The sequence below is a fragment of the Quatrionicoccus australiensis genome, assembly GCF_020510425.1.
GTDB lineage: Bacteria > Pseudomonadota > Gammaproteobacteria > Burkholderiales > Rhodocyclaceae > Azonexus > Azonexus australiensis_A.
Window position 1 is genome coordinate 3,599,836 of sequence record NZ_JAHBAH010000001.1, and the last position, 18,191, is coordinate 3,618,026.

Genomic DNA, 18,191 nt, shown 5'->3' on the forward strand with positions numbered 1-18,191 from the left:
GTGTCACGGACACTGACGAAAGGCGTATCATCCGGGGCCATGAATTCAGCCAGTGTCGTCGACGCCGCGGAGCTTGAGCGTGAAACCGGTCTGGGCAAGGATCTCTTGCGCAAATGGCGGTCCCGTTACGGTTTTCCGACCCCCTTGTCCGGTAGCGACGGGGTGTCCGGCTATCCGCGCGAGCAGGTTGCCCAGCTGCGCCTGATCAAGCGTCTGCAGAACACCGGTTATCGCGCCCGGCAGGTGGTTGGCAAGTCGCTGGAAGAGTTGCAGCAACTGGCTCAGGTGGCGGCCTGCGCCGGCAATGAGCAATCGGAATCGGCATCGACCCGGCAGGCGCTGGATTTACTGAAACAATTCGACCTGGCCGGCCTCGATGCTTTCCTGCTGGCCGAGCGGCAGCGGCAGAGCTTGCACGATTTCGTCATTGACACGGTTTCGCCGCTGGTCACCGGGCTCGGTGATGCCTGGGCACGGGGTGAAATCGAGATTTACCACGAACATCTATGTACCGGCATCCTCAGTCGCCTGCTGCTTGCAGAAATCGGCAAAGCGATCCCGAAAGCCGGTTACCCGCGCGTCCTGTTTGCCACACCCAGCGACGAGTTGCATGTGCTCGGCCTGTACATGGTCCAGGCCGTGCTGGCGGATGCGGGGGCCTGGTGTACCGATATCGGCCCGCATGTGCCGCCGAGTGAGCTGGCATCGGCTGCACGGGCCTGTCAGGCAGATATCGTTGCCCTGTCGTTCAGTTTTTCCTATCCCGAATGGCGGGTGCGGCCGCTCCTGACACATTTGCGCCAGAGTCTCCCGGCGACAGTGGCGTTGTGGGCCGGCGGGGCTGGTGTCTCCTTCATCAAACGCCCGTCGCGCGGGATCCGTGTGTTTTCCGACTTGCGCGCAGCGGTGGCGGCCCTTGAGCAGAGCGCCAAAATGACTGACGCGGCCGATCAGGCAAAGGTAGCTTGAATTTGGCCACGCCGACCGATCTTTCCGCTGTCCGCCGCCTGTTGCGGGATGGCACCCATGCCGAACATGTCCGACTGAATCAGCATCCCCTGCTGGCGGGTATTACCCGGCCTGACTATGCCTTGACGACATACCAGCTCGTACTGACCGCCTACTTCCATTTTTACCGCGCCCTCGAGGCAGCCATCGACCAGGCGTTGGCCGCCGGCTTGAGCCGCTTCGTGTATGCGCCACGGCGCAAATTGCCCTGGCTGGTGGAAGATCTGGCGTATTTCGGCATCGATCCCGAGCTTGCTTTCCGGCAAGCCGGCATTTCACTGCCGGCGATGACGTTGACCGATGAGGGGCAGTTGCTGGGCGCGCTCTACACCATTGAAGGCTCTTCGCTGGGCGGCCAGGTCATTTCGCGGCATCTGGCGACGCATCTGGTGCTCTCGCCGGACCAGGGCGCGCGGTTTTTCTACGGCTATGGCGATCAAACCATGCCACTGTGGCAGCAGTTCGACAGTTTTATCAATGCTGCCCTGACTCACGAAGCGGTTCGCCAGAGTGCCTTGCAGGCCGCCCGCACGACATTTGCCACGATGGAAGCAGTTCTCGATGAATACCTTGCCCGAAGCCAGTCAGCAAGCGGCGCTTGAAGAAGCCCTGAAGGTTTGCGCCAGCGAACCGATTCACCTGATCGGCAGCATTCAGCCGGTGGGTGTGTTGCTGGCGGTTGATCGACAAAGCTTCATCATCCGGGCGGCGAGCGCGAATCTGGACAGTATTTTCCCGTCGACCGCCGGTGCGGTGATTGGCGAGCCGCTGGCCAAGCTGATCGGTGCCGAGCAGCTGGACTGGTTGCACACGCTGATTGAGCTCGGTGACTGGGGCGGGGCCAAGGTCTGGTCGGTCGACCTGCCATTTGATGGCAAATTGCGTACTTACGATGCCCAGGTCTTTCTCGCCGGCGATCTTTTCGTGATCGAGGTTGAGCAGGCGCAGGCATCGACCGGCGACGTCTTTCACAAGCTGTTCATCCCGATTCGTGATGCGCTGTGGAAGCTGGATGCGGAAAACGATCTCGATCAGTACGCCCGCATGGCGGTCGAGCAGGTCCGTTCGCTGACCGGCTTTGACCGGGTCATGATGTATCGCTTCGACGCCAACTGGGATGGCGAGGTGATTGCCGAAAGCAAGATCGAGGAAGCCGACTCCTATCTTGGCAACCATTTTCCCGCTTCCGACATCCCGCCGCAGGCGCGCGCCTTGTACACAAAAAACCTGGTGCGCGTCATTGCCGACGTCAATGCCGAGCCGGTGGCGCTGCTCTCGGTCGATGGCAAGCAACCGGCGCAGGCGATCGATCTGAGCCATTCCTGGTTGCGCAGCATGTCGCCGGTGCATGTTGAATACCTGCGCAACATGGGGGTCTGCGCCAGCCTGAGCATTTCGCTGGTGCAGAACGACCGGCTGTGGGGGCTGATTGCCTGTCACCATTTCACGCCGCGCTATGTCAGCCTGCGTTCGCGCGAACTCGACGAGTTCATCGGTCGCGTGGTCTCCCTGAAACTGATCAACATGGATGCCGTGGAGCGCGATGCGATGAGTCTGCGCATCCGCGACCTGCTTTACGAGTTGACCAGCCTGATCCGGACGTCGGACGAGCTTGATTCGATCATCGTGCTGCTCAAGGAAAAACTGCTCGGCCTGGTCCGTGCCGAGGGCGCCGTCGTCACCATTGAGGGGACTCGTCACCTGCTGGGCGATGTGCCGCCGCCTGCGTTGCTTGATCGTCTGATCGGCCTGCTGCGCGAACTGCCGGTGGCACCGGTGTTTCATACCGACGATCTGCGCCAGTTGCTCGAAGGCGCGGGCCTGAGTGTCGATGATGATGCGCTGAGCGGCATGATGGTGGCGCCGCTCGATCACAAGCTGAACAACTTCGTCATCTGGTTCCGTCCCGGCATCCTGCGTACCTTGCGCTGGGCCGGCAACCCGCAAAAGACGGTGATTCGCGACGCCGACGGTTTGCGGATCTCGCCGCGGACTTCTTTTGATACCTGGATCCAGACCTACCACGACAAGTCGATGCCCTGGTCCCAGGTCGAGATCGATGCGGCCAATTCGCTGTCGCTCGCGTTGATCGAGGTGCTGGCCCAGAAAGCCCTGAAAAGCAGCGAGGAGAGTTACCGCCTGCTCGCTGAAAACTCGACCGACATGATTGCCCGCCTGCAACTGGACGGTCATTTCCGTTTTGCCTCCCCTGCCTGCCGTGAGTTGTTCGGGCGCGAGAGTCTGCAGTTGAACGACCTCTGCCTGAGCGATGTCGTGGATGAAGAGCCCGAGGTGATCGCCAGCCTGCTGCAATCCTTGCAGTCGCTTGGTGCAATGACGACCCGGGTGATGCGGGGGCGGCGGCTGGACGGCTCCGATTTATGGGTCGAAGCGACCCTCAAGCACACCATCGGTGCGCATGGCGAGAGCGAGATCCTGCTCAATGCGCGCGATGTGACACAGCGCTACAACTATCAGCTGGCGATCGAGGATGTGCATCGTCGCCACACGCAGATTCTTGAAGCGGCGGGCGAAGGCCTGGTCAGCATCGACAATCACGGCAATGTGGTTTACGCCAACGAGGTGGCCGTCAAACTCCTCGGGCACGACGAAGAGGAACTGGTCGGACGTTATTGCTGCGAGGTCTTTTGCTGGGAGGTTCCGGAGGCTTGCGGCACTGACGCAGGCTTTGGCTGCCCGTTCATCGCCACGCTGAAGGATGGCGAAACCCGCCAGGGAACGCAGCTGGTCGAGGCTGGCGTGGGGCGCCCGAACATGTTGCTGCAGTATGTGTGCACGCCCTTGTCCGATCACCAGCAGGTCAGTGGCTGCGTCGTGGTGTTCAGTGAAATCGCCCCCAAGGCCGAGGCCGGACAAAGCCTGCCGACCGAGGTGATTCTCGACGAGGCGGCCGAGGCGGTCATGGTGACCAACAGCGAAGGTCGGATAACCTCGATCAACCGGGCCTTTACCGAAATTACCGGCTACAGCAGCAATGAAGCCCTCGGGCAGAGTCCGCGCCTGCTCAAGTCGGGGGTGCATACGCCACATTTTTATGCCGAATTGTGGCGCTTCCTGCAGGAAAAGCGGCGCTGGTCCGGAGAAATCTGGAATCGGCGCAAGAATGGCGAGATTTATCCGCAGTGGGGCAGCATATCGGCCGTGCTCGACAATGCCGGCAACGTGCAGAACTACGTTTCGGTGTTTTCCGATATCTCGAAGGCCAAGCAGGCGGAGGAGCGGCTTTTCCATCTGGCCAATCACGATCCGCTGACCTGCCTGCCCAACCGGATGAATTTCACAGAAGTCCTGGATCAGAGCCTGCAGCGCTGCAAGCGCCAGAATTATGGTGCCGCGGTGATTTTCATCGATCTCGATCGTTTCAAGATCATCAACGACACCCTGGGCCATGCGGTCGGCGACAAGTATCTGAAAATTGTCGCCGAGCGCCTGCAGGCGGCGACGCGCAAGCAGGATGTTCTCGCCCGCTGGGGCGGCGACGAGTTCGTGCTGTTCATGGAGGGCTTCGATGACGTGCACATGATCGGCGAGACGATGACTCGCATGCTCGCCGGCCTGGCCGAACCGCTGCTGATGGGCGGGCATGAGCTGATTCCGACGGCGAGTATCGGGATAGCCATTTATCCGAACGATGGCCGACGCTCATCGGAACTGATCAAGGCGGCCGATACGGCGATGTATGGCGCCAAGCAGCGCGGCCGCAACTGCTACGAGTTCTATTCGCAGGACATGGTGCAGGGGCTCAACGACAAGTTGCAGATGACCAGCGAGCTGCGTCACGCTTTGCTGGAGCAGCAGTTTTTCCTGGTCTACCAGCCGCAGGTTGATCCGGCCGATGGCAGCGTCAAGGGCGTCGAAGCGCTGGCGCGCTGGCGGCACCCGCAACGCGGCGTGCTTCCGCCGGCGGCTTTCCTGCCGATGATCGAGGAGATGGGGCTGATTGGCGAGTTCGGACTCTGGGTGCTCAACGAAGCCTGCCGCCAGATGCGGCTGTGGTGTGAACAGGCGCTGCCGATTCCCAAGGTCGCCATCAACGTTGCGCCGGCCCAGCTCAAGGATTCCTTCATTGGCGAGGTGGAGGCGGCGATCCGGAAGTCAGGTATAGACCCGGCCCGACTCGAACTGGAAATCACCGAAGGCGCGCTCGAATCGGGCGAAACCGCCCGCCGCATTACGGCCGGACTGCGCGCGCTCGGGACGCTGCTTGCGGTCGACGACTTCGGTACCGGCTATTCCTCGCTCTCCCACATCAAGCTCTTCCCGATCACCTGTTTCAAGATCGACAAATCTTTTGTGGATGGCATTCCTGGCAATGCCGCCGACGTCGCCATCGTGCGCGCCATCCTCGCGCTGGGTTCGAGCTTCAAGGTCGAAATCGTCGCCGAAGGCGTCGAAACCGTCGAACAGATGGAGTTCCTGAAAAACGAAGGGGTGAGCAATATCCAGGGCTACTACTTCGCCCGTCCGATGCTGCCGGAGGATTTGTTGGGTTGGTTGAGCTGAATTGGGGCTCGGCGGGGGGGCGTTCGAGTTACCCCGCCATATGCCGGACATCCCGTCTGAAATTCAGAAATGCCCGTCGATCGCTAGGTGTGCATGGAACGGTCAATGTGGTTTGTCCGCCGGGCGGGCGCAGCCGTCCATGTCTACCACCTCGCTGGAACGACCATCCCTGGCGAACCAACTGCTTGACCAGCGCGTTGATTTCTTTGAGCTTGCAATATCTCATGCCATGTACTCGCTGGCTTCGGCTGTGTACCGGGATATGAATTTTTTGGCCAGCCAGTTGATCTGGCGAAACGCAGCTTCGCCGCCAACGTCGAGGATGGGGGCACTGTAACGGTAGCCGCCTCCGCTCAGCGAGTTCTGAAAGAAGCGGCCACGCGGGTCGATCATGATGTACGACTCAACCATGTCGCTGTTGTCCTCGGCGCTGATGATGTTGCCGAGCAATGTGTGGCGATCAACGAATTCCGCGAATTCGTAGTCGGCAATGGACAGGTCGCTGGTAACGGTCGGCAACATGCGCAGCACCTTCCATTTGTCCGGCGACAATTGTCGAATCAGCGGGCTCATGTCTTCCGTGAAGTTGAGGGCGTTGACCACGGTGTTGATCTTCAGACGCAGATCGGGATTCAGTTTTCGACCCAACGCAACAATCTCGCTCAGTTCTTCCTGCAAGAGAACCAGCGAATGCCGATCTGCCCGACCGATTTCGCGGTTGATTGCGGGCAGGGCAGAATCCAGACTCAGTCCGAGCACTGAAAGTTGTGGTGCCAATTCCGCCATCAAAGGGCGAGTCAGGCGGCTGCCATTGGTAATCAGCGATACGTTGAAGCCAATAGCCTTGGCTTGCGTGGCAATCCGGACAATCTCCCGGTCGTAGAGCAGCGGCTCGCCGCCTGCGATGCTTAGGCGGAGCGACTGCCATTTCATGCCCAGCCGGGCGTGGTTGCGGGGTGTCGGGGCGAAGTGGCGATAAATCTCCGCTAGCAGAGTCGCGCTGCTGGCGGCGTTGTGAATGAGTTCCTTGCCTGCGCCATCTGCGTGCCATTTTGAATAGCAATAACGACAGGTGTAATTGCAGGCTTCGGTCAGGTGCCAGTTGATAACCAGTTCGCTGGCGGGTTTCACAGCCATTCTCCATGCCGGTTGATGAAGCCCCATTTGCCGTTTTGACGAACAGCAGCCTTGCCACCCTGAAATTCGCGGGCATCTTCGAATCTTGGCTGGATAACCCAGTCCTGCCTTTCATTGATAAATCCCCAGCGTCCTCCTTGGGTCTGAACGGGGGCGAGACCTTCGCTGTAGGAGCGGACGTTGCGGTATTTCGGGCCGGATGTGCCGCAGGCGCTGAGGGTGAGCAGCGACAGGGAGAGTAGGGCGGCGATGAGTTTTTTGAACATGAGTTTGGCCTTTCTGGCGACAGTGCTTTGTACGGGCGCTCCGGGAAGAGCGCCCGTGGTTAGGGTTGCTTACTTCTTGGGAGCTGGCGGGTTGTTGGTGCGATGGTTGCCAGATGGAGCGTTGGGTACCTTGCTGGGCCAGTTCGGGGTGTTATTGCTCATGGTGTTTCTCCTGATGAATTCCCTCGTACAATCCGCCGGGGCTTGAGGGAAGGCCGGGGTGGAATCGGAGGCGACTTGCCTGCGATGGATGGCATTGTCGAAATTGCGGCGGAGAAAGACACGGAAAGATCGCGAACACACCTTTTTAACGGCTGGTCAGACAAAAAGTGGGTGTGTTCGCGATCTTTCCTTGAGGGACTGATAAGCTGTTTGGTTAAATCTGATCGTCATCAATCACGCGAAGAAAATCATGGCTCATCTGCCGACTTTTGAAGAAATGCTGAATGAAGTTCACACTCGTCTTGGCTTGAAAGCATTACCCAATAAATTGAGATTTACTGGCTACGAAATGGAAGTGGACGGTCATGTCAACCGGATTCAGTCGCTCTTGCAGCAAATTTTCGACGCCTTGGAACTCGATGAGAGTGCTCGTCGGGATGCATTGCGAGTAGTCGAGAAACTGGGCGGCATTCTGAAAGCCATTGAGCTAAAGACATGGACAGGCAACGCTAGTCAGCAGCAGGTGCTGTGGCACACGCTGGCGTGTATCCATGTGCCGGTTTGGGCGCGGAATATTGCGTTCTGGTCGCAGGCCAATACAGAGCATGATTTACCGCCCATTGACGCAGGCATGCCCGGTGGGGAGTTCTGGTTCTTGCCGAGCGGCGATCCAGAAACCGGGGAAGTCAAATTGCCGATAACTAAAGTGATCGAGTGGTTGCTTGATTTGCTGGCGGCGCCATCTGTTGACGATCTGAGTATTGCAATCGGCAATAAAAATCTGCGCGAAAGGGAAGGAGGGAACGACGCGGCGGTGCGTACCTTGCGTAACTGGTTGGCGGGAGTCGTTCCCAATAATGCTGAAAAAATTGAGGAAGTTTTCCCAAACGATGCGTCCTTGTCTTTCGTTGGCGCTCTTGCGTTTGATGAAGCTTGGACAACCGACGAACAGTTCGAAAATGCTCTGAAATTTGTCGTAGATCACAGGAGGTTGAGTGTCGAGCAGATTTCCGAGCAAATTCCCATGAAGCCGGAACGTTTGTGCCTGATTTTCGATGGCAGCGCGAGCGACAACGAAAAAGAAACGTTTGTTCGGAATATTGCCATCCGCTACGCCGCTCCTGATATGGCAACCGTGCGCCAACGTTTGCGTGTGGCAAGGCTGGCACAGGCGGGGTATCAGGATTTGGTGAAGTACCTCTGTCCAGAGTTGCAGCCAGAGCAAGCACACGATCCCAAGCAAAACAAGGTGCTACAACTGATTAGTCTTTTTGAGACGATCTACAACAAGAGCATTCAGGCATCTTCGGATCGCCGCGAAACCGAAGCCGAGCAGGATGAATGGTTCGAGGCACAGTTTCCTCCTCTGTCGTTTTACGACCGCTTGCTGGTAATCCAGCCTTCGCTTGATTGGCCGGCACGAGTAAGTCTTCTTGCGGAACGTTTGACTCGGCATTTCCTGTTACTACAGCCGAAGGATGGGCTGGAGGATTTTGTTGCAGCGAAGAAGGAGGAGTGGGTTTCAACACTCAAACCCTGGCTAAAACGCATTCAGTCAGAGCTTGAAGAGGACAAAAGCCTTGAGATTTTGCGGGAGAAGGTCAGGGCCGGCTCACCAAAGCGCGCCATGCAGGCAATAAACAGCTTTTGGGTATTGAGCCAGTTCGTACAGTCGAAGGGACTGACGGACTGGATACGTCAATGTGCCTTGGAACGCATGAAAGAACTGGCCGCTTCACCTCTGGAACAGGGGTCTGTCCGCTTGCTGGAACTCGGTTTTCTGCTTAACGTGGATCCGCGTTTGCGCCCGAAAGATACCCGCGAGCAAGTTCAGGTATTGCTGGATGCCGCCCAGGCGGATACCAAGGCTTGGGAGCAATGGAAAGCGCCCTTGCTGCGCTTCCGGGCCAAACATGCTTTGTTCGAGAGTCGTGCGGCCGAGGCCGAAAAAGATTTCAAGGCAGCACTGGAGGCATGTTCAGAACGGGCTTACGGCGGGTTACGGGGTGAGATCGCCCGAGACGGCTTCGCTACCGCGATAGTGCGTGGAGCCTTTAATCCAAAAAATCACGCACCGTATTACCGGAACATGCTGCATTTCATGGAATTCCCCAATGGCGTTCCTTCGTTCGAGGATGCCGCTACAGAATGCGAGGGGTTTTTCGGGACAACACTTTATCAACCATATCCGGGTGTTGAACCGTTTGAGGGGCCGGGAAAGGCAAACTTCGTCGCCATCGTGGAGGAAACGTTCGGTTTGATCGAGACGGCGAATTGGGATGGGTTGCGCGACTGGATGGCAGGAAATGCGCGCCATTTCCGCGAGGACAACTTGAAGGATGCCCGCCGGAGTAGCGTGTTGATGCAGTGGCTCAAGCTACTTCATGAATTTGAGAACAAGATGCCGATGATGCGCTCGATGGTGCCTCCTCAGTTATTAGGTGGGTTCGGCAAGGCTGAGGCACACATGCAGAACCGCCGGGAGGCCATTCGCCTGTTGCTGGAGGCTTGGCCGGAGCAAGCCCGGATTGCCGATTTCAAGAAACAGACGCCGCTGATGCTGGCAGCAGATAACGGTAGCGCCGATTTGACCCGCCTTCTTGTTCCACTTTCTGACATCAATGCTCAGGACTACCTCGGAAGAACGGCGCTGCACGCGGCAGTGGCCGGGCTTTCCAGCCCTTGTCTTGGTGCGGTTCTAGACGCGAACCCCGACGTGCTGAAGGTGAGTGAGGGGGAGGGGAACACCGCTTTGCATACTGCCGTTCGTTTTGCTTGGTTGATTGGCGTGAGGATGATTGTCGAAGCCTATCCAGGACTGGCTGGGCATAAAAATGCTGAAGGGCTGACGCCGCTGGATATGGCACGGGGCATCCTTGAAAATTACGAGGATTGGCTCGGCTACATGCGGGAGCAGAAGAAGCGCCAAATGGGAACTAAGGAAGAACTCCAGGAAATAGTTGCCTTGCTTGATATGCAGACGATTCACTGAAATTCGGCTATGGAACGAAAACGCCTCCATCACGGAGGCGTTTTTGCTTGTTTTGCGCAGTCGACCGTTACAGGATCATCCCGGCGCCAACTGTGTTGTTGTTGCTTTCATCGATGATGATGAAAGCGCCGGTGCCGCGGTTTTCCAGGTAGGGATCGGCAAACAGCGGCTGGGCCAGCTTGAATGTGACTTGCGCGATGTCGTTCATCGCCAGCTTTTCGGCCGGGACTTTTTCCAGGGTGTTCACGTCCAGGCGATGGTCGATGGCGGCGAGCTTGGCCTTGCTGTCGCGCGTCGTGTGGCGGATCAGGTAGGTGCGGGCACGGTCCATCGGCGCTTCGGCCATCCAGCAGACGGTGGCTTCGATCTGCTTGACGGCGGCCGGCACTTCGTTTGACTTGACGATCATGTCGCCGCGCGAGGTGTCGATTTCATCGGCGAGCAGCAGCGTGATCGATTGCTCGGTGAAGGCTTCGCCGATATCGATGCCACCCAGTTGCACGGCCTTGACGGTCGACTCGCGGCCGGAAGGCAAAACGGTGACGGCATCGCCGACCTTGATCGAACCGGCTTCGACGCGGCCCATGAAGCCACGGTAGTCGTGCAGTTCCGGGTTGGCGGAATCCTGCGGGCGGCAGACGTACTGGACCGGGAAGCGGAACTTCTCGGTGTGCTCGGTATGCGCGGCCGGGGCGGCTTCGAGCATTTCGAGCAGGGTCGGGCCTTCGTACCAGTTCAGGTTGTCGCCACGGTCCACGATCATGTCGCCGTTCAAGGCGGAAAGCGGAATGAAGCGGATGTCTTCGATGCCGACCTTGGCGGCGAATTCAAGATAGTCGGCCTTGATCTTTTCGTAGGTTTCCTGCGAATAGTCGGCGAGGTCCATCTTGTTGATGGCGACGATCAGGTGCGGGATGCCGACCAGCGAAGCCAGCTTGGAATGACGGCGGGTCTGGGTCAGCATGCCTTTGCGCGCATCGATCAGGATGATGGCGAGGTTGGCCGTGGAGGCGGCGGTCACCATGTTGCGGGTGTACTGCTCGTGGCCCGGTGCGTCGGCGATGATGTACTTGCGCGTGCCGGTCGAGAAATAGCGGTAGGCAACGTCGATGGTGATGCCCTGTTCGCGTTCGGCTTGCAGGCCGTCGGTGAGCAGCGACAGGTCGACGGCGCCGAGGCCGCGTTTTTCCGAGGTCTTGGCGATGGCCGACAGGGTGTCGGCGAGAATGGTTTTGGTGTCGTACAGCAGGCGACCGATCAGGGTGCTCTTGCCGTCATCGACGCTGCCGCAGGTCAAAAAGCGCAGCAGGCCGTGATCTTCGATTTTGTCTTGTGTGGTCATGTTTTTTTCCGTAAGGATCAAGGATTCAGGATCGAGGATCGAGTGGGCCGCGGTTTTGCTGGGTCCTCGATCCTAATAACTCGATCCTAGAAGTACCCTTCTTTCTTGCGTTGTTCCATGGAGGCGTCGCTGGTCTGGTCGTCCAGACGCGTTGCGCCGCGCTCGGTGATGGTGGTGGTGGCGGTTTCGAGCACGATCTTGCTGACGTTGTCGGCATCCGACTCGACCGGTGCGGTGCAGGAGATGTCGCCAACGGTGCGGAAGCGCACCAGCAGGTCGATGACCTCTTCACCGGCCTTGACCGGGTTGGCGAGTTCACCGGAAACGAGCGGCACATTGACCGGCACGATGGACCCCTGGCGCATGACGACCGGGCGGGTATGGGCAAAATAGATCGACGGCAGTTCCAGGCCTTCGCGTTCGATGTATTGCCAGACGTCCATTTCCGTCCAGTTCGAGATCGGGAAGGCGCGAATGTTCTCGCCCTTGTGGCTGCGGGCGTTGTACAGGCTCCACAGTTCCGGGCGCTGGTTCTTCGGGTCCCACTGGCCGAATTCGTCGCGGAAGCTGAAGATGCGTTCCTTGGCGCGGGCCTTTTCCTCGTCGCGACGGGCGCCGCCGATGCAGGCGTCGAAGCCGAACTCCTCGATGGCTTCGAGCAAGGTCACCGACTGGTGCTTGTTGCGCGATTCGCCTTCATGCTTCAACACGACCGTACCGCGCGCCATGGAATCTTCGACCGAGCGCACGATCAGGCGCTCGCCCAGTTCGGCGGCACGCTGGTCGCGGAAGGCGATGACTTCCTTGTAGTTGTGGCCGGTGTCGATGTGCAGCAGCGGGAAGGGGAACTTGCCGGGGCGGAAGGCCTTTTCGGCGAGACGCAGCAGGCACAGCGAGTCTTTGCCGCCGGAGAAGAGCAGCACCGGGTTGGAGCACTGGCCGGCCACTTCGCGCATGATGTGGATGGCTTCGGCTTCGAGCCAGTCGAGATGGCTGAGCGTGGAGGAGGTGGAGCGTTGGGTCATTGCTGGGTAATCCGCAGGGATTGTCGAATGGGCGCCATTGTAGCAAGGCCTTAATATTCAATTAAGAACATGTGAGCATCTGTTTATCGTGATTTGATATAAAGGCGCGTGTTTCGGCGCAGGCGCAGCGGTCAACCCCGAATTTTGGGCAAAAACCGCGGTTTCAGGATGGCGCAGCCTGGCGTAACCATTTCAGGATGCTCAGGTAGAGCCGGTCCGGAACGACCGGTTTGGAAACGAAGTCGTTCATGCCGGCAAGCAGGCAACGTTCCCGATCTTCGTTGAAGGCATTGGCGGTCATCGCGATGATCGGAATGTCCTGGCCGCCGGGCAAGGCGCGAATCTGGCGGGTGGCTTCCAGCCCGTCCATGCGCGGCATTTGCATGTCCATCAGGATCAGCGCGTAGGGAGCCTGACTGCTCTGCCGGAAGATGTCGACAGCGACCTGGCCGTCTTCGGCGACATCGATTTCCAGGCCGGCGTCGCACAGGAGTTCGCAGGCAACCTCCTGGTTGATCGGATCGTCCTCGACCAGCAACAGGCGTCGGCCGGGGTAGTCCCGGCGCAAGGTGTTCTCGTGTTTGCCATCGGTCGCGACCGGTTCAAGGCTGGCGGCGTCGGTGTTTGTCTTGTCCAGTCTGGCGGTAAACCAGAAGGTGCTGCCCGCGCCGAGCGTGCTTTCGACACCGGCTTCGCCGTCCATCAATTCGGCCAGGCGCCGGGTGATGGCGAGGCCGAGGCCGGTGCCCCCGAAATTGCGGGTGGTCGAACCGTCGGCCTGTTCGAAAGCATTGAACAGCCTGGCCTGGGCCTCGGGTGCGATGCCGATGCCGGTATCGCTGACGGCAAACCGGACCAGCACCTGACTTTCGTTTTCCGACTGTTTCCTGACTTGCAGTGTGACACTGCCACGTTCGGTGAATTTGAGCGCGTTGTTGGCCAGGTTGAGAAAGGCCTGGGTCAGCCGGGTCGAGTCGCCAAGCAGCGTGCCCAGGTCCTGGTCGTTGTCGACGCGAAGTTCTATCCCTTTTTCTTCGGCGATTTCGGTCAGCATCGAGATGATGTTGACGCTCAGGGCGCGCGGGTCGAGCGGGCGTTTTTCGAGTTCGAGCTTGTCCGCCTCGATCTTGGAAAAATCGAGGATGTCGTTGATGATCGCCAGCAGGTGGTTGCCCGAGGTGGCGATCTTGCGCAGGCGGTCGACGTGTCCGGGATCGCTGATTTGCCGGCCGAGAATGCGCGCCATGCCGAGAATGGCATTCATCGGCGTGCGGATTTCATGGCTCATGTTGGCGAGAAATTCGGACTTGGTCCGTGTGGCGATTTCGGCCGTCTCCTTGGCCTGACGCAGCACGGCGAGTGTTTCCCGTTCGCTGGTGATGTCTTCGATGATGGCCATGGCACCGCGTTCCGGCTGGCTCGGGTCGAGGAGTTGGCCGCGCACGCGGGCCCAGAAAGTCGTGCCGTCCTTGCGGATCATTTCCTGCTCGCGGCAATGCACCTTGCCGAGCGCCATTTCGGCATAGGCGGCAGCGCCCCCTTGTTCCCAGCCCGCCTGGTCGATATACCAGAGGCGGGTCGAGCAATCGTCGAATTCGCCCGGTCCGTAGCCGAAGATGGTTTCGAGCTGACGGTTGCAGCGCTGGATGATGCGGTCGCGGATCAGCGCGATGCCAACGCTGGCCGAGTTGAAAATGGCGCGTTGCTCGATGTTCGCGTTGCGTAGTTCGATTTCGAGGGTCTTGCGCTCGGTGATGTCGGTATGCGTGCCGACCGCCCGGGTCGGGCGATCGTTCGCGTCACGGCTGACCACCTTGGCGCGACTGAGTATCCACAGGTAGTTGCCGTTGGCGCTGCGCAGCCGGAATTCCAGTTCGTAATGCCCGATCTGGTTCAGGCGGCGCTGCGCTTCGGCGGCTACTCGCTCGCGCTCCTCCGGATGCAGCAGGTCCAGCCAGCAACTGGCCAGTGAGTTGTCAAAAAGGGCCGGGTCGTAGCCCAGCATGCGGAAATAGGCCGGGGTGCAGTAGCACTCGCCGGTCGTGATATTCCTGTCCCAGAGGCCGTCGGTCGAGGCCTCCATGGCCAGCGACAGGCGCTCCTCGCTCTGACGCAACTGGTCCTCCAGTTCGCGGTAGCCGCTCAGGTCGGTGAAGGTGGCGAGCAGGCCGTTGTCGAGAAAGCGACCGCCAATCAGCATGGTGGCCTGTTCGCCGTTCTTGCGATTGACGCGGTATTCCCGGGCCTCGATTTCGCCATCTTTTTGCCGGGCCTGGATAAGGACTTTTTCCCATGTCATCCGGACCCATTGACGGTAGGCTGGGTCGGGATAGGCGAGTTGCCACCAGTCGTCAAGCGTCGGCAGCTCTTCCGGTGCATAACCGAAGGTTTCGGTGAAGCGCCGGTTGAAGAACGCAATCCGCTGGCCATCGAGGAAGACCATGGGAATGGGGGCTGCCTCGAAAAGTTCGCGCAACTGGCGGTCGTTTTCGCTGCTGATTGCTGCCTGGCGAGCCGCGGCCAGTGCCTGCTCGGCCTTCAGGCGGGAGGTCACGTCGCGCGAGAGCATGAGATAGCGCTCGTTGTCTGTGCTGGCAGTTTTCATCTGGGCGACGGAAAGCTCGAACCAGTGTGGCTGGTCGTTGATCGGCAAGATGATCAGCCGGCCGTAATCGGTGCCGTGCTCGCGTGCCGCCGCCAGTGCCTGATGCACTGTTAGCGCCGCTGCGGCGGGCAGTACGTCGTCCACTGTTTGTCCGAGCAGTGCCTGACGGGGCGCGGCAAGCAGGCTTTCCTTGCTGGCGTGGATATCGAGATAGCGGGCGCTGCCATCGAGCTCGAAAAGGAGGTCGGGAATGGCTTCCAGGGTCGCCGCCAGGTCTTCCTTGGCGCTTTCGCTTGCAGCACGGGCGGCTTCGAGTTCGTCCAGGGTTTGTTTCAGCGCCTGCGTCTTGTTTGCAACGCGGCGGACCAGCGTGCGGTTCCAGATGAAAAGCAGGGTGCCGAGTGCCAACAGGACGAGCAGTGCGCCGCCGGCATAACGCCCGTAGGTGCTGAAGTCGAGTGGCGTGCCCAGCCATTTCCGGCGCAGGGCGGCGTCTTCTTCCGGACTGATCGCGCGCATGCCTGCGACGACCAGGGCCAGCGTTGCCGCATCGCCCTTTTTGACCGCCCGGTGAAATTGCCCCTGCTGCAGATTGAAGGCTTTGCGGAATTGCGATTCGACCTTGAGCCGGTACATGTAGAAATTCGCCGGGTATTCGTCGAGGCAGAAGACCTTGACCTCGCCGGTCACGGCGCCCTGGATCAGTTCGGTATAGCTGCGGTAGTACCGGTGATTGACGATGCCTTCATCATTGAGCGCCTCGATGCAGGCATCGCCCTCCATCAGGCCGACCTGGAAGCCCTTCAGGGTTTCGCTGCCGGATATCCCGGAAATCGATGCATGGCTGTAGATGGCGACCGGCAGATTGGCGTAGGGCGGGGAAAAATCGTAATAAGGGGCGCGGCCCGGCGTTGCAAAGATGGTTTCGATGACATCGGCGCCACCTTTTTGCATGACTTTCTGTGCATCGGCCCAGTTCATCGCGATGAAATTGACCTTGACGCCGGTTTTCCTTTCCCACAGCTGCCAGTAATCGAGCAGGTAGCCGGCGGCCTCGCCGGCGTCGGTGCGGAACAGGAAGGGCGGGTAGTTGTCGTCGCCGACAACGGTGATTGCCGCCGGTCGGGTCGGGAGCGGCGGTGCGTCGCCGGCCGCGGCGTGCGACGAGAGGAGATAGCCGGATACGGCAAGGACAAGACAGCGTATCAGGGCACGTTGGCGCCAAAAGGTCCTGATCATTTCCGCTCCTGGTTGATCAAAGGCCTGACGCAGCGCAAAGGCGCGTCAGGCAGGGCAAGCTTGAGCGGTAATGATAAGGGGAAAAACGGTGTGCGGGTTATGCCTTAGGGTTATTCCCATGGCACATTCCGCACGTTTTTCAGGCGTCGGCGCGCGCCTTGGCGTATTCCTGCAACAGTTGCTGGTGCTGTGCGCAGCCGGCCAGGTCGGGGCCGGGTGAGACGAGACCGAAGAAGCGGATATCGCCGTCGATCAGGTCGGTGGCGAGGTCGAGCGTTGCGTCGCCGTAGAGCGTGACGAGAGCGTTTTCGAAATTGTCGGGGTTGGCCATGTCGAGCAGGGTTTCGATGCAGTCGTAGGTGCGGCGACGGTCGGCGTCAAGCTGCTCGAACTGGCGCACCCAGGCGCAACCCTCGCGGATTGCAGCGCCATCGCCGATGGCCAGCGCGAGCATGGTTTTCAGTTCGCCGACGCGCAGGTCGGCCCACAGTGAGCCGGTATCGGGGGCGAGGCCGATCAGCGCGGCGACCGGGCGTTCGTCGGCGATGTTCAGTTCGTTCAGGGTGTCGAGCAGGTCGACGCATTCGTCGTCGTCGAGTTCGGCCAGGTTGAGGATGGCCGGGCGCACGATGGCGCCGTGGCTGTTGTTTTCCCATTCCAGGTCGTCGACCGGATAGATCTCCGACATGCCGGGCACGAGGATGCGGCAGGCGTATACGCCGAGGTGGTCGAAGTCGGCGATGTAGATGTCGTGGCCGGCGGCCTGGATGCAGTCGCACAGCCAGGCGTAGTCGCCGGCGGTACTGTCGCTGAAGTTCCAGTCGACGAAGGCGAAATCGGCTTCCTCGCCGAGGAATTCCCAGCTGATCAGGCCGCTCGAGTCGACGAAGTGGATTTCGAGGTTCGGCGCGCTGGCGATTTCCTCGAGATTGAAGCCGGGGGCCGGGAAGCCGTCGAGCGCATCGAGGGCACGTCCCTGCAGCAACTCGGTCAACGCCCGTTCGAGGGCGATTTCGAAGCGCGGATGTGCGCCAAAGCTGGCAAAAATTCCCTGGTCGCGCGGATTGAGCAGGGTTACGCAGAGCACCGGGTACTTGCCGCCGAGCGAAGCATCCTTGACCTGGATGCCGAAACCGGCGGCGCGCAGGCCTGCTATGCCGGCGGCGATGCCCGGATAACGGGCGATGACTTCGTCCGGCACGTCCGGCAGGCAAAGCCCTTCGGCAATGACCTTGAACTTGACGTGGCGTTCGAGGATTTCGCCGAGCGCCTGGGCGCGCGCTTCGGCCGGCGTGTTGCCGGCCGCCATGCCGTTGCTGACGTAGAGATTGCTGATGATATTGACCGGGAAGAAAACCTCGGTCGCATCGGCCTGGCGAATGTAGGGAAGGGCGCAGATGCCGCGCTTGAAGTTGCCGCTGTTGATGTCGACCAGCAACGCGGCGGGAATGCTGTTGTCCGGGTTGTAGAAGGCCTGCAGTTCAGGCGTCAGCAATTCGGCCGGCCAGGCGGCGTCGACCGCCGGGAACCAGCGCTCGCGCGGGTAATGCACGAATTCGCCATGGGCGACGGCAGCGCCGAGGTAGTAGTGATTCCAGAAATAATTGCAGGCCAGGCGTTCGCAGAACTCGCCGAGCGCGCTGGCATGTGCTGCCAGTCGGCTGGCGCCCTTGCCGTTGGTGAACATCAGGTGACAGGCGCGGTTGCGGACATGCACCGACCACACGCTGTCGACCGGGTTGAGCCAGGAGCACTCCTCGAGTTCGAAACCGCGCGCCGCCAGCCTGGCCAGCAGCGTGGCGATGGTCTGTTCGAGGGAGGCATCTTTGCCCGGAATGAAATGTTCGTTTTGCATCGGGCGACCTGGCTGGTAATTGAGGCGGGCAGTTTA

At 59.9% G+C, this 18,191-nt stretch carries 10 protein-coding genes; 4 read left to right on the forward strand and 6 right to left on the reverse strand.

The window, feature by feature from the left end:
- The first annotated feature begins 39 nt into the window (after positions 1 to 39).
- The 3 genes from KIG99_RS17210 to KIG99_RS17220 are packed head-to-tail and all read left to right on the forward strand — an operon-like array spanning position 40 to position 5,532.
- A complete protein-coding gene (locus KIG99_RS17210; protein WP_226461265.1) occupies positions 40 to 969 on the forward strand; it encodes a MerR family transcriptional regulator in 930 nt (309 codons plus the stop codon).
- Positions 966 to 1,610: a biliverdin-producing heme oxygenase gene (locus KIG99_RS17215; RefSeq protein ID WP_226461266.1), complete on the forward strand. Its 645-nt coding sequence runs from the start codon at positions 966 to 968 to the stop codon at positions 1,608 to 1,610. Before KIG99_RS17210 ends, KIG99_RS17215 begins: the two co-directional genes overlap by 4 nt.
- Complete coding sequence (locus KIG99_RS17220; protein ID WP_226461267.1) at positions 1,570 to 5,532, forward strand: EAL domain-containing protein; 3,963 nt, start codon at positions 1,570 to 1,572, stop codon at positions 5,530 to 5,532. Before KIG99_RS17215 ends, KIG99_RS17220 begins: the two co-directional genes overlap by 41 nt.
- A 222-nt stretch (positions 5,533 to 5,754) precedes the next feature.
- Here the strand turns inward: KIG99_RS17220 and KIG99_RS17225 are convergent, their stop codons facing one another.
- Together KIG99_RS17225 and KIG99_RS17230 are read right to left on the reverse strand one after the other, a co-directional pair.
- Complete coding sequence (locus tag KIG99_RS17225) at positions 5,755 to 6,669, reverse strand: viperin family antiviral radical SAM protein (protein WP_404817893.1); 915 nt, start codon at positions 6,667 to 6,669, stop codon at positions 5,755 to 5,757.
- Positions 6,660 to 6,935: a WG repeat-containing protein gene (locus KIG99_RS17230; protein ID WP_226461269.1), complete on the reverse strand. Its 276-nt coding sequence runs from the start codon at positions 6,933 to 6,935 to the stop codon at positions 6,660 to 6,662. The genes KIG99_RS17225 and KIG99_RS17230 overlap by 10 nt, the downstream gene beginning before the upstream one ends.
- 412 nt (positions 6,936 to 7,347) lie before the next feature.
- On the opposite strand from KIG99_RS17230, the gene KIG99_RS17235 reads away from it, so the two are divergent.
- Entirely contained in the window at positions 7,348 to 10,089 is a 2,742-nt protein-coding gene (locus KIG99_RS17235; protein WP_226461270.1) for an ankyrin repeat domain-containing protein, read from the forward strand.
- 67 nt (positions 10,090 to 10,156) lie between these two features.
- Here KIG99_RS17235 and KIG99_RS17240 read toward each other — a convergent pair whose 3' ends face one another.
- The 4 genes from KIG99_RS17240 to ycaO all read right to left on the reverse strand — a co-directional run bounded on the left by KIG99_RS17240 (position 10,157) and on the right by ycaO (position 18,155).
- On the reverse strand, positions 10,157 to 11,431 hold the full coding sequence (locus tag KIG99_RS17240; protein WP_226461271.1) for a sulfate adenylyltransferase subunit 1: 1,275 nt from the start codon (positions 11,429 to 11,431) through the stop codon (positions 10,157 to 10,159).
- Positions 11,432 to 11,517: 86 nt separating this feature from the next.
- The gene (gene cysD / locus KIG99_RS17245; RefSeq protein WP_226461272.1) at positions 11,518 to 12,456 is read right to left on the reverse strand and encodes a sulfate adenylyltransferase subunit CysD; all 939 of its coding nucleotides are present in this window, start codon (positions 12,454 to 12,456) and stop codon (positions 11,518 to 11,520) included.
- 163 nt (positions 12,457 to 12,619) lie between these two features.
- A complete protein-coding gene (locus tag KIG99_RS17250) occupies positions 12,620 to 16,300 on the reverse strand; it encodes a PAS domain S-box protein (RefSeq protein ID WP_226461273.1) in 3,681 nt (1,226 codons plus the stop codon).
- A gap of 139 nt (positions 16,301 to 16,439) precedes the next feature.
- On the reverse strand, positions 16,440 to 18,155 hold the full coding sequence (gene ycaO / locus KIG99_RS17255) for a 30S ribosomal protein S12 methylthiotransferase accessory factor YcaO (RefSeq protein WP_226461274.1): 1,716 nt from the start codon (positions 18,153 to 18,155) through the stop codon (positions 16,440 to 16,442).
- Between the last annotated feature and the right edge of the window lie 36 nt (positions 18,156 to 18,191).

Coding starts and splice junctions, on each gene's coding strand:
- KIG99_RS17225 (WP_404817893.1), bottom strand. CDS start 6,669: ATGGCTGTGAAACCCGCCAGCGAACTGGTTATCAACTGGCACCTGACC.
- KIG99_RS17235 (WP_226461270.1), top strand. CDS start 7,348: ATGGCTCATCTGCCGACTTTTGAAGAAATGCTGAATGAAGTTCACACT.
- KIG99_RS17220 (WP_226461267.1), top strand. CDS start 1,570: ATGAATACCTTGCCCGAAGCCAGTCAGCAAGCGGCGCTTGAAGAAGCC.
- KIG99_RS17230 (WP_226461269.1), bottom strand. CDS start 6,935: ATGTTCAAAAAACTCATCGCCGCCCTACTCTCCCTGTCGCTGCTCACC.
- KIG99_RS17210 (WP_226461265.1), top strand. CDS start 40: ATGAATTCAGCCAGTGTCGTCGACGCCGCGGAGCTTGAGCGTGAAACC.
- KIG99_RS17250 (WP_226461273.1), bottom strand. CDS start 16,300: ATGATCAGGACCTTTTGGCGCCAACGTGCCCTGATACGCTGTCTTGTC.
- KIG99_RS17240 (WP_226461271.1), bottom strand. CDS start 11,431: ATGACCACACAAGACAAAATCGAAGATCACGGCCTGCTGCGCTTTTTG.
- ycaO (WP_226461274.1), bottom strand. CDS start 18,155: ATGCAAAACGAACATTTCATTCCGGGCAAAGATGCCTCCCTCGAACAG.
- cysD (WP_226461272.1), bottom strand. CDS start 12,456: ATGACCCAACGCTCCACCTCCTCCACGCTCAGCCATCTCGACTGGCTC.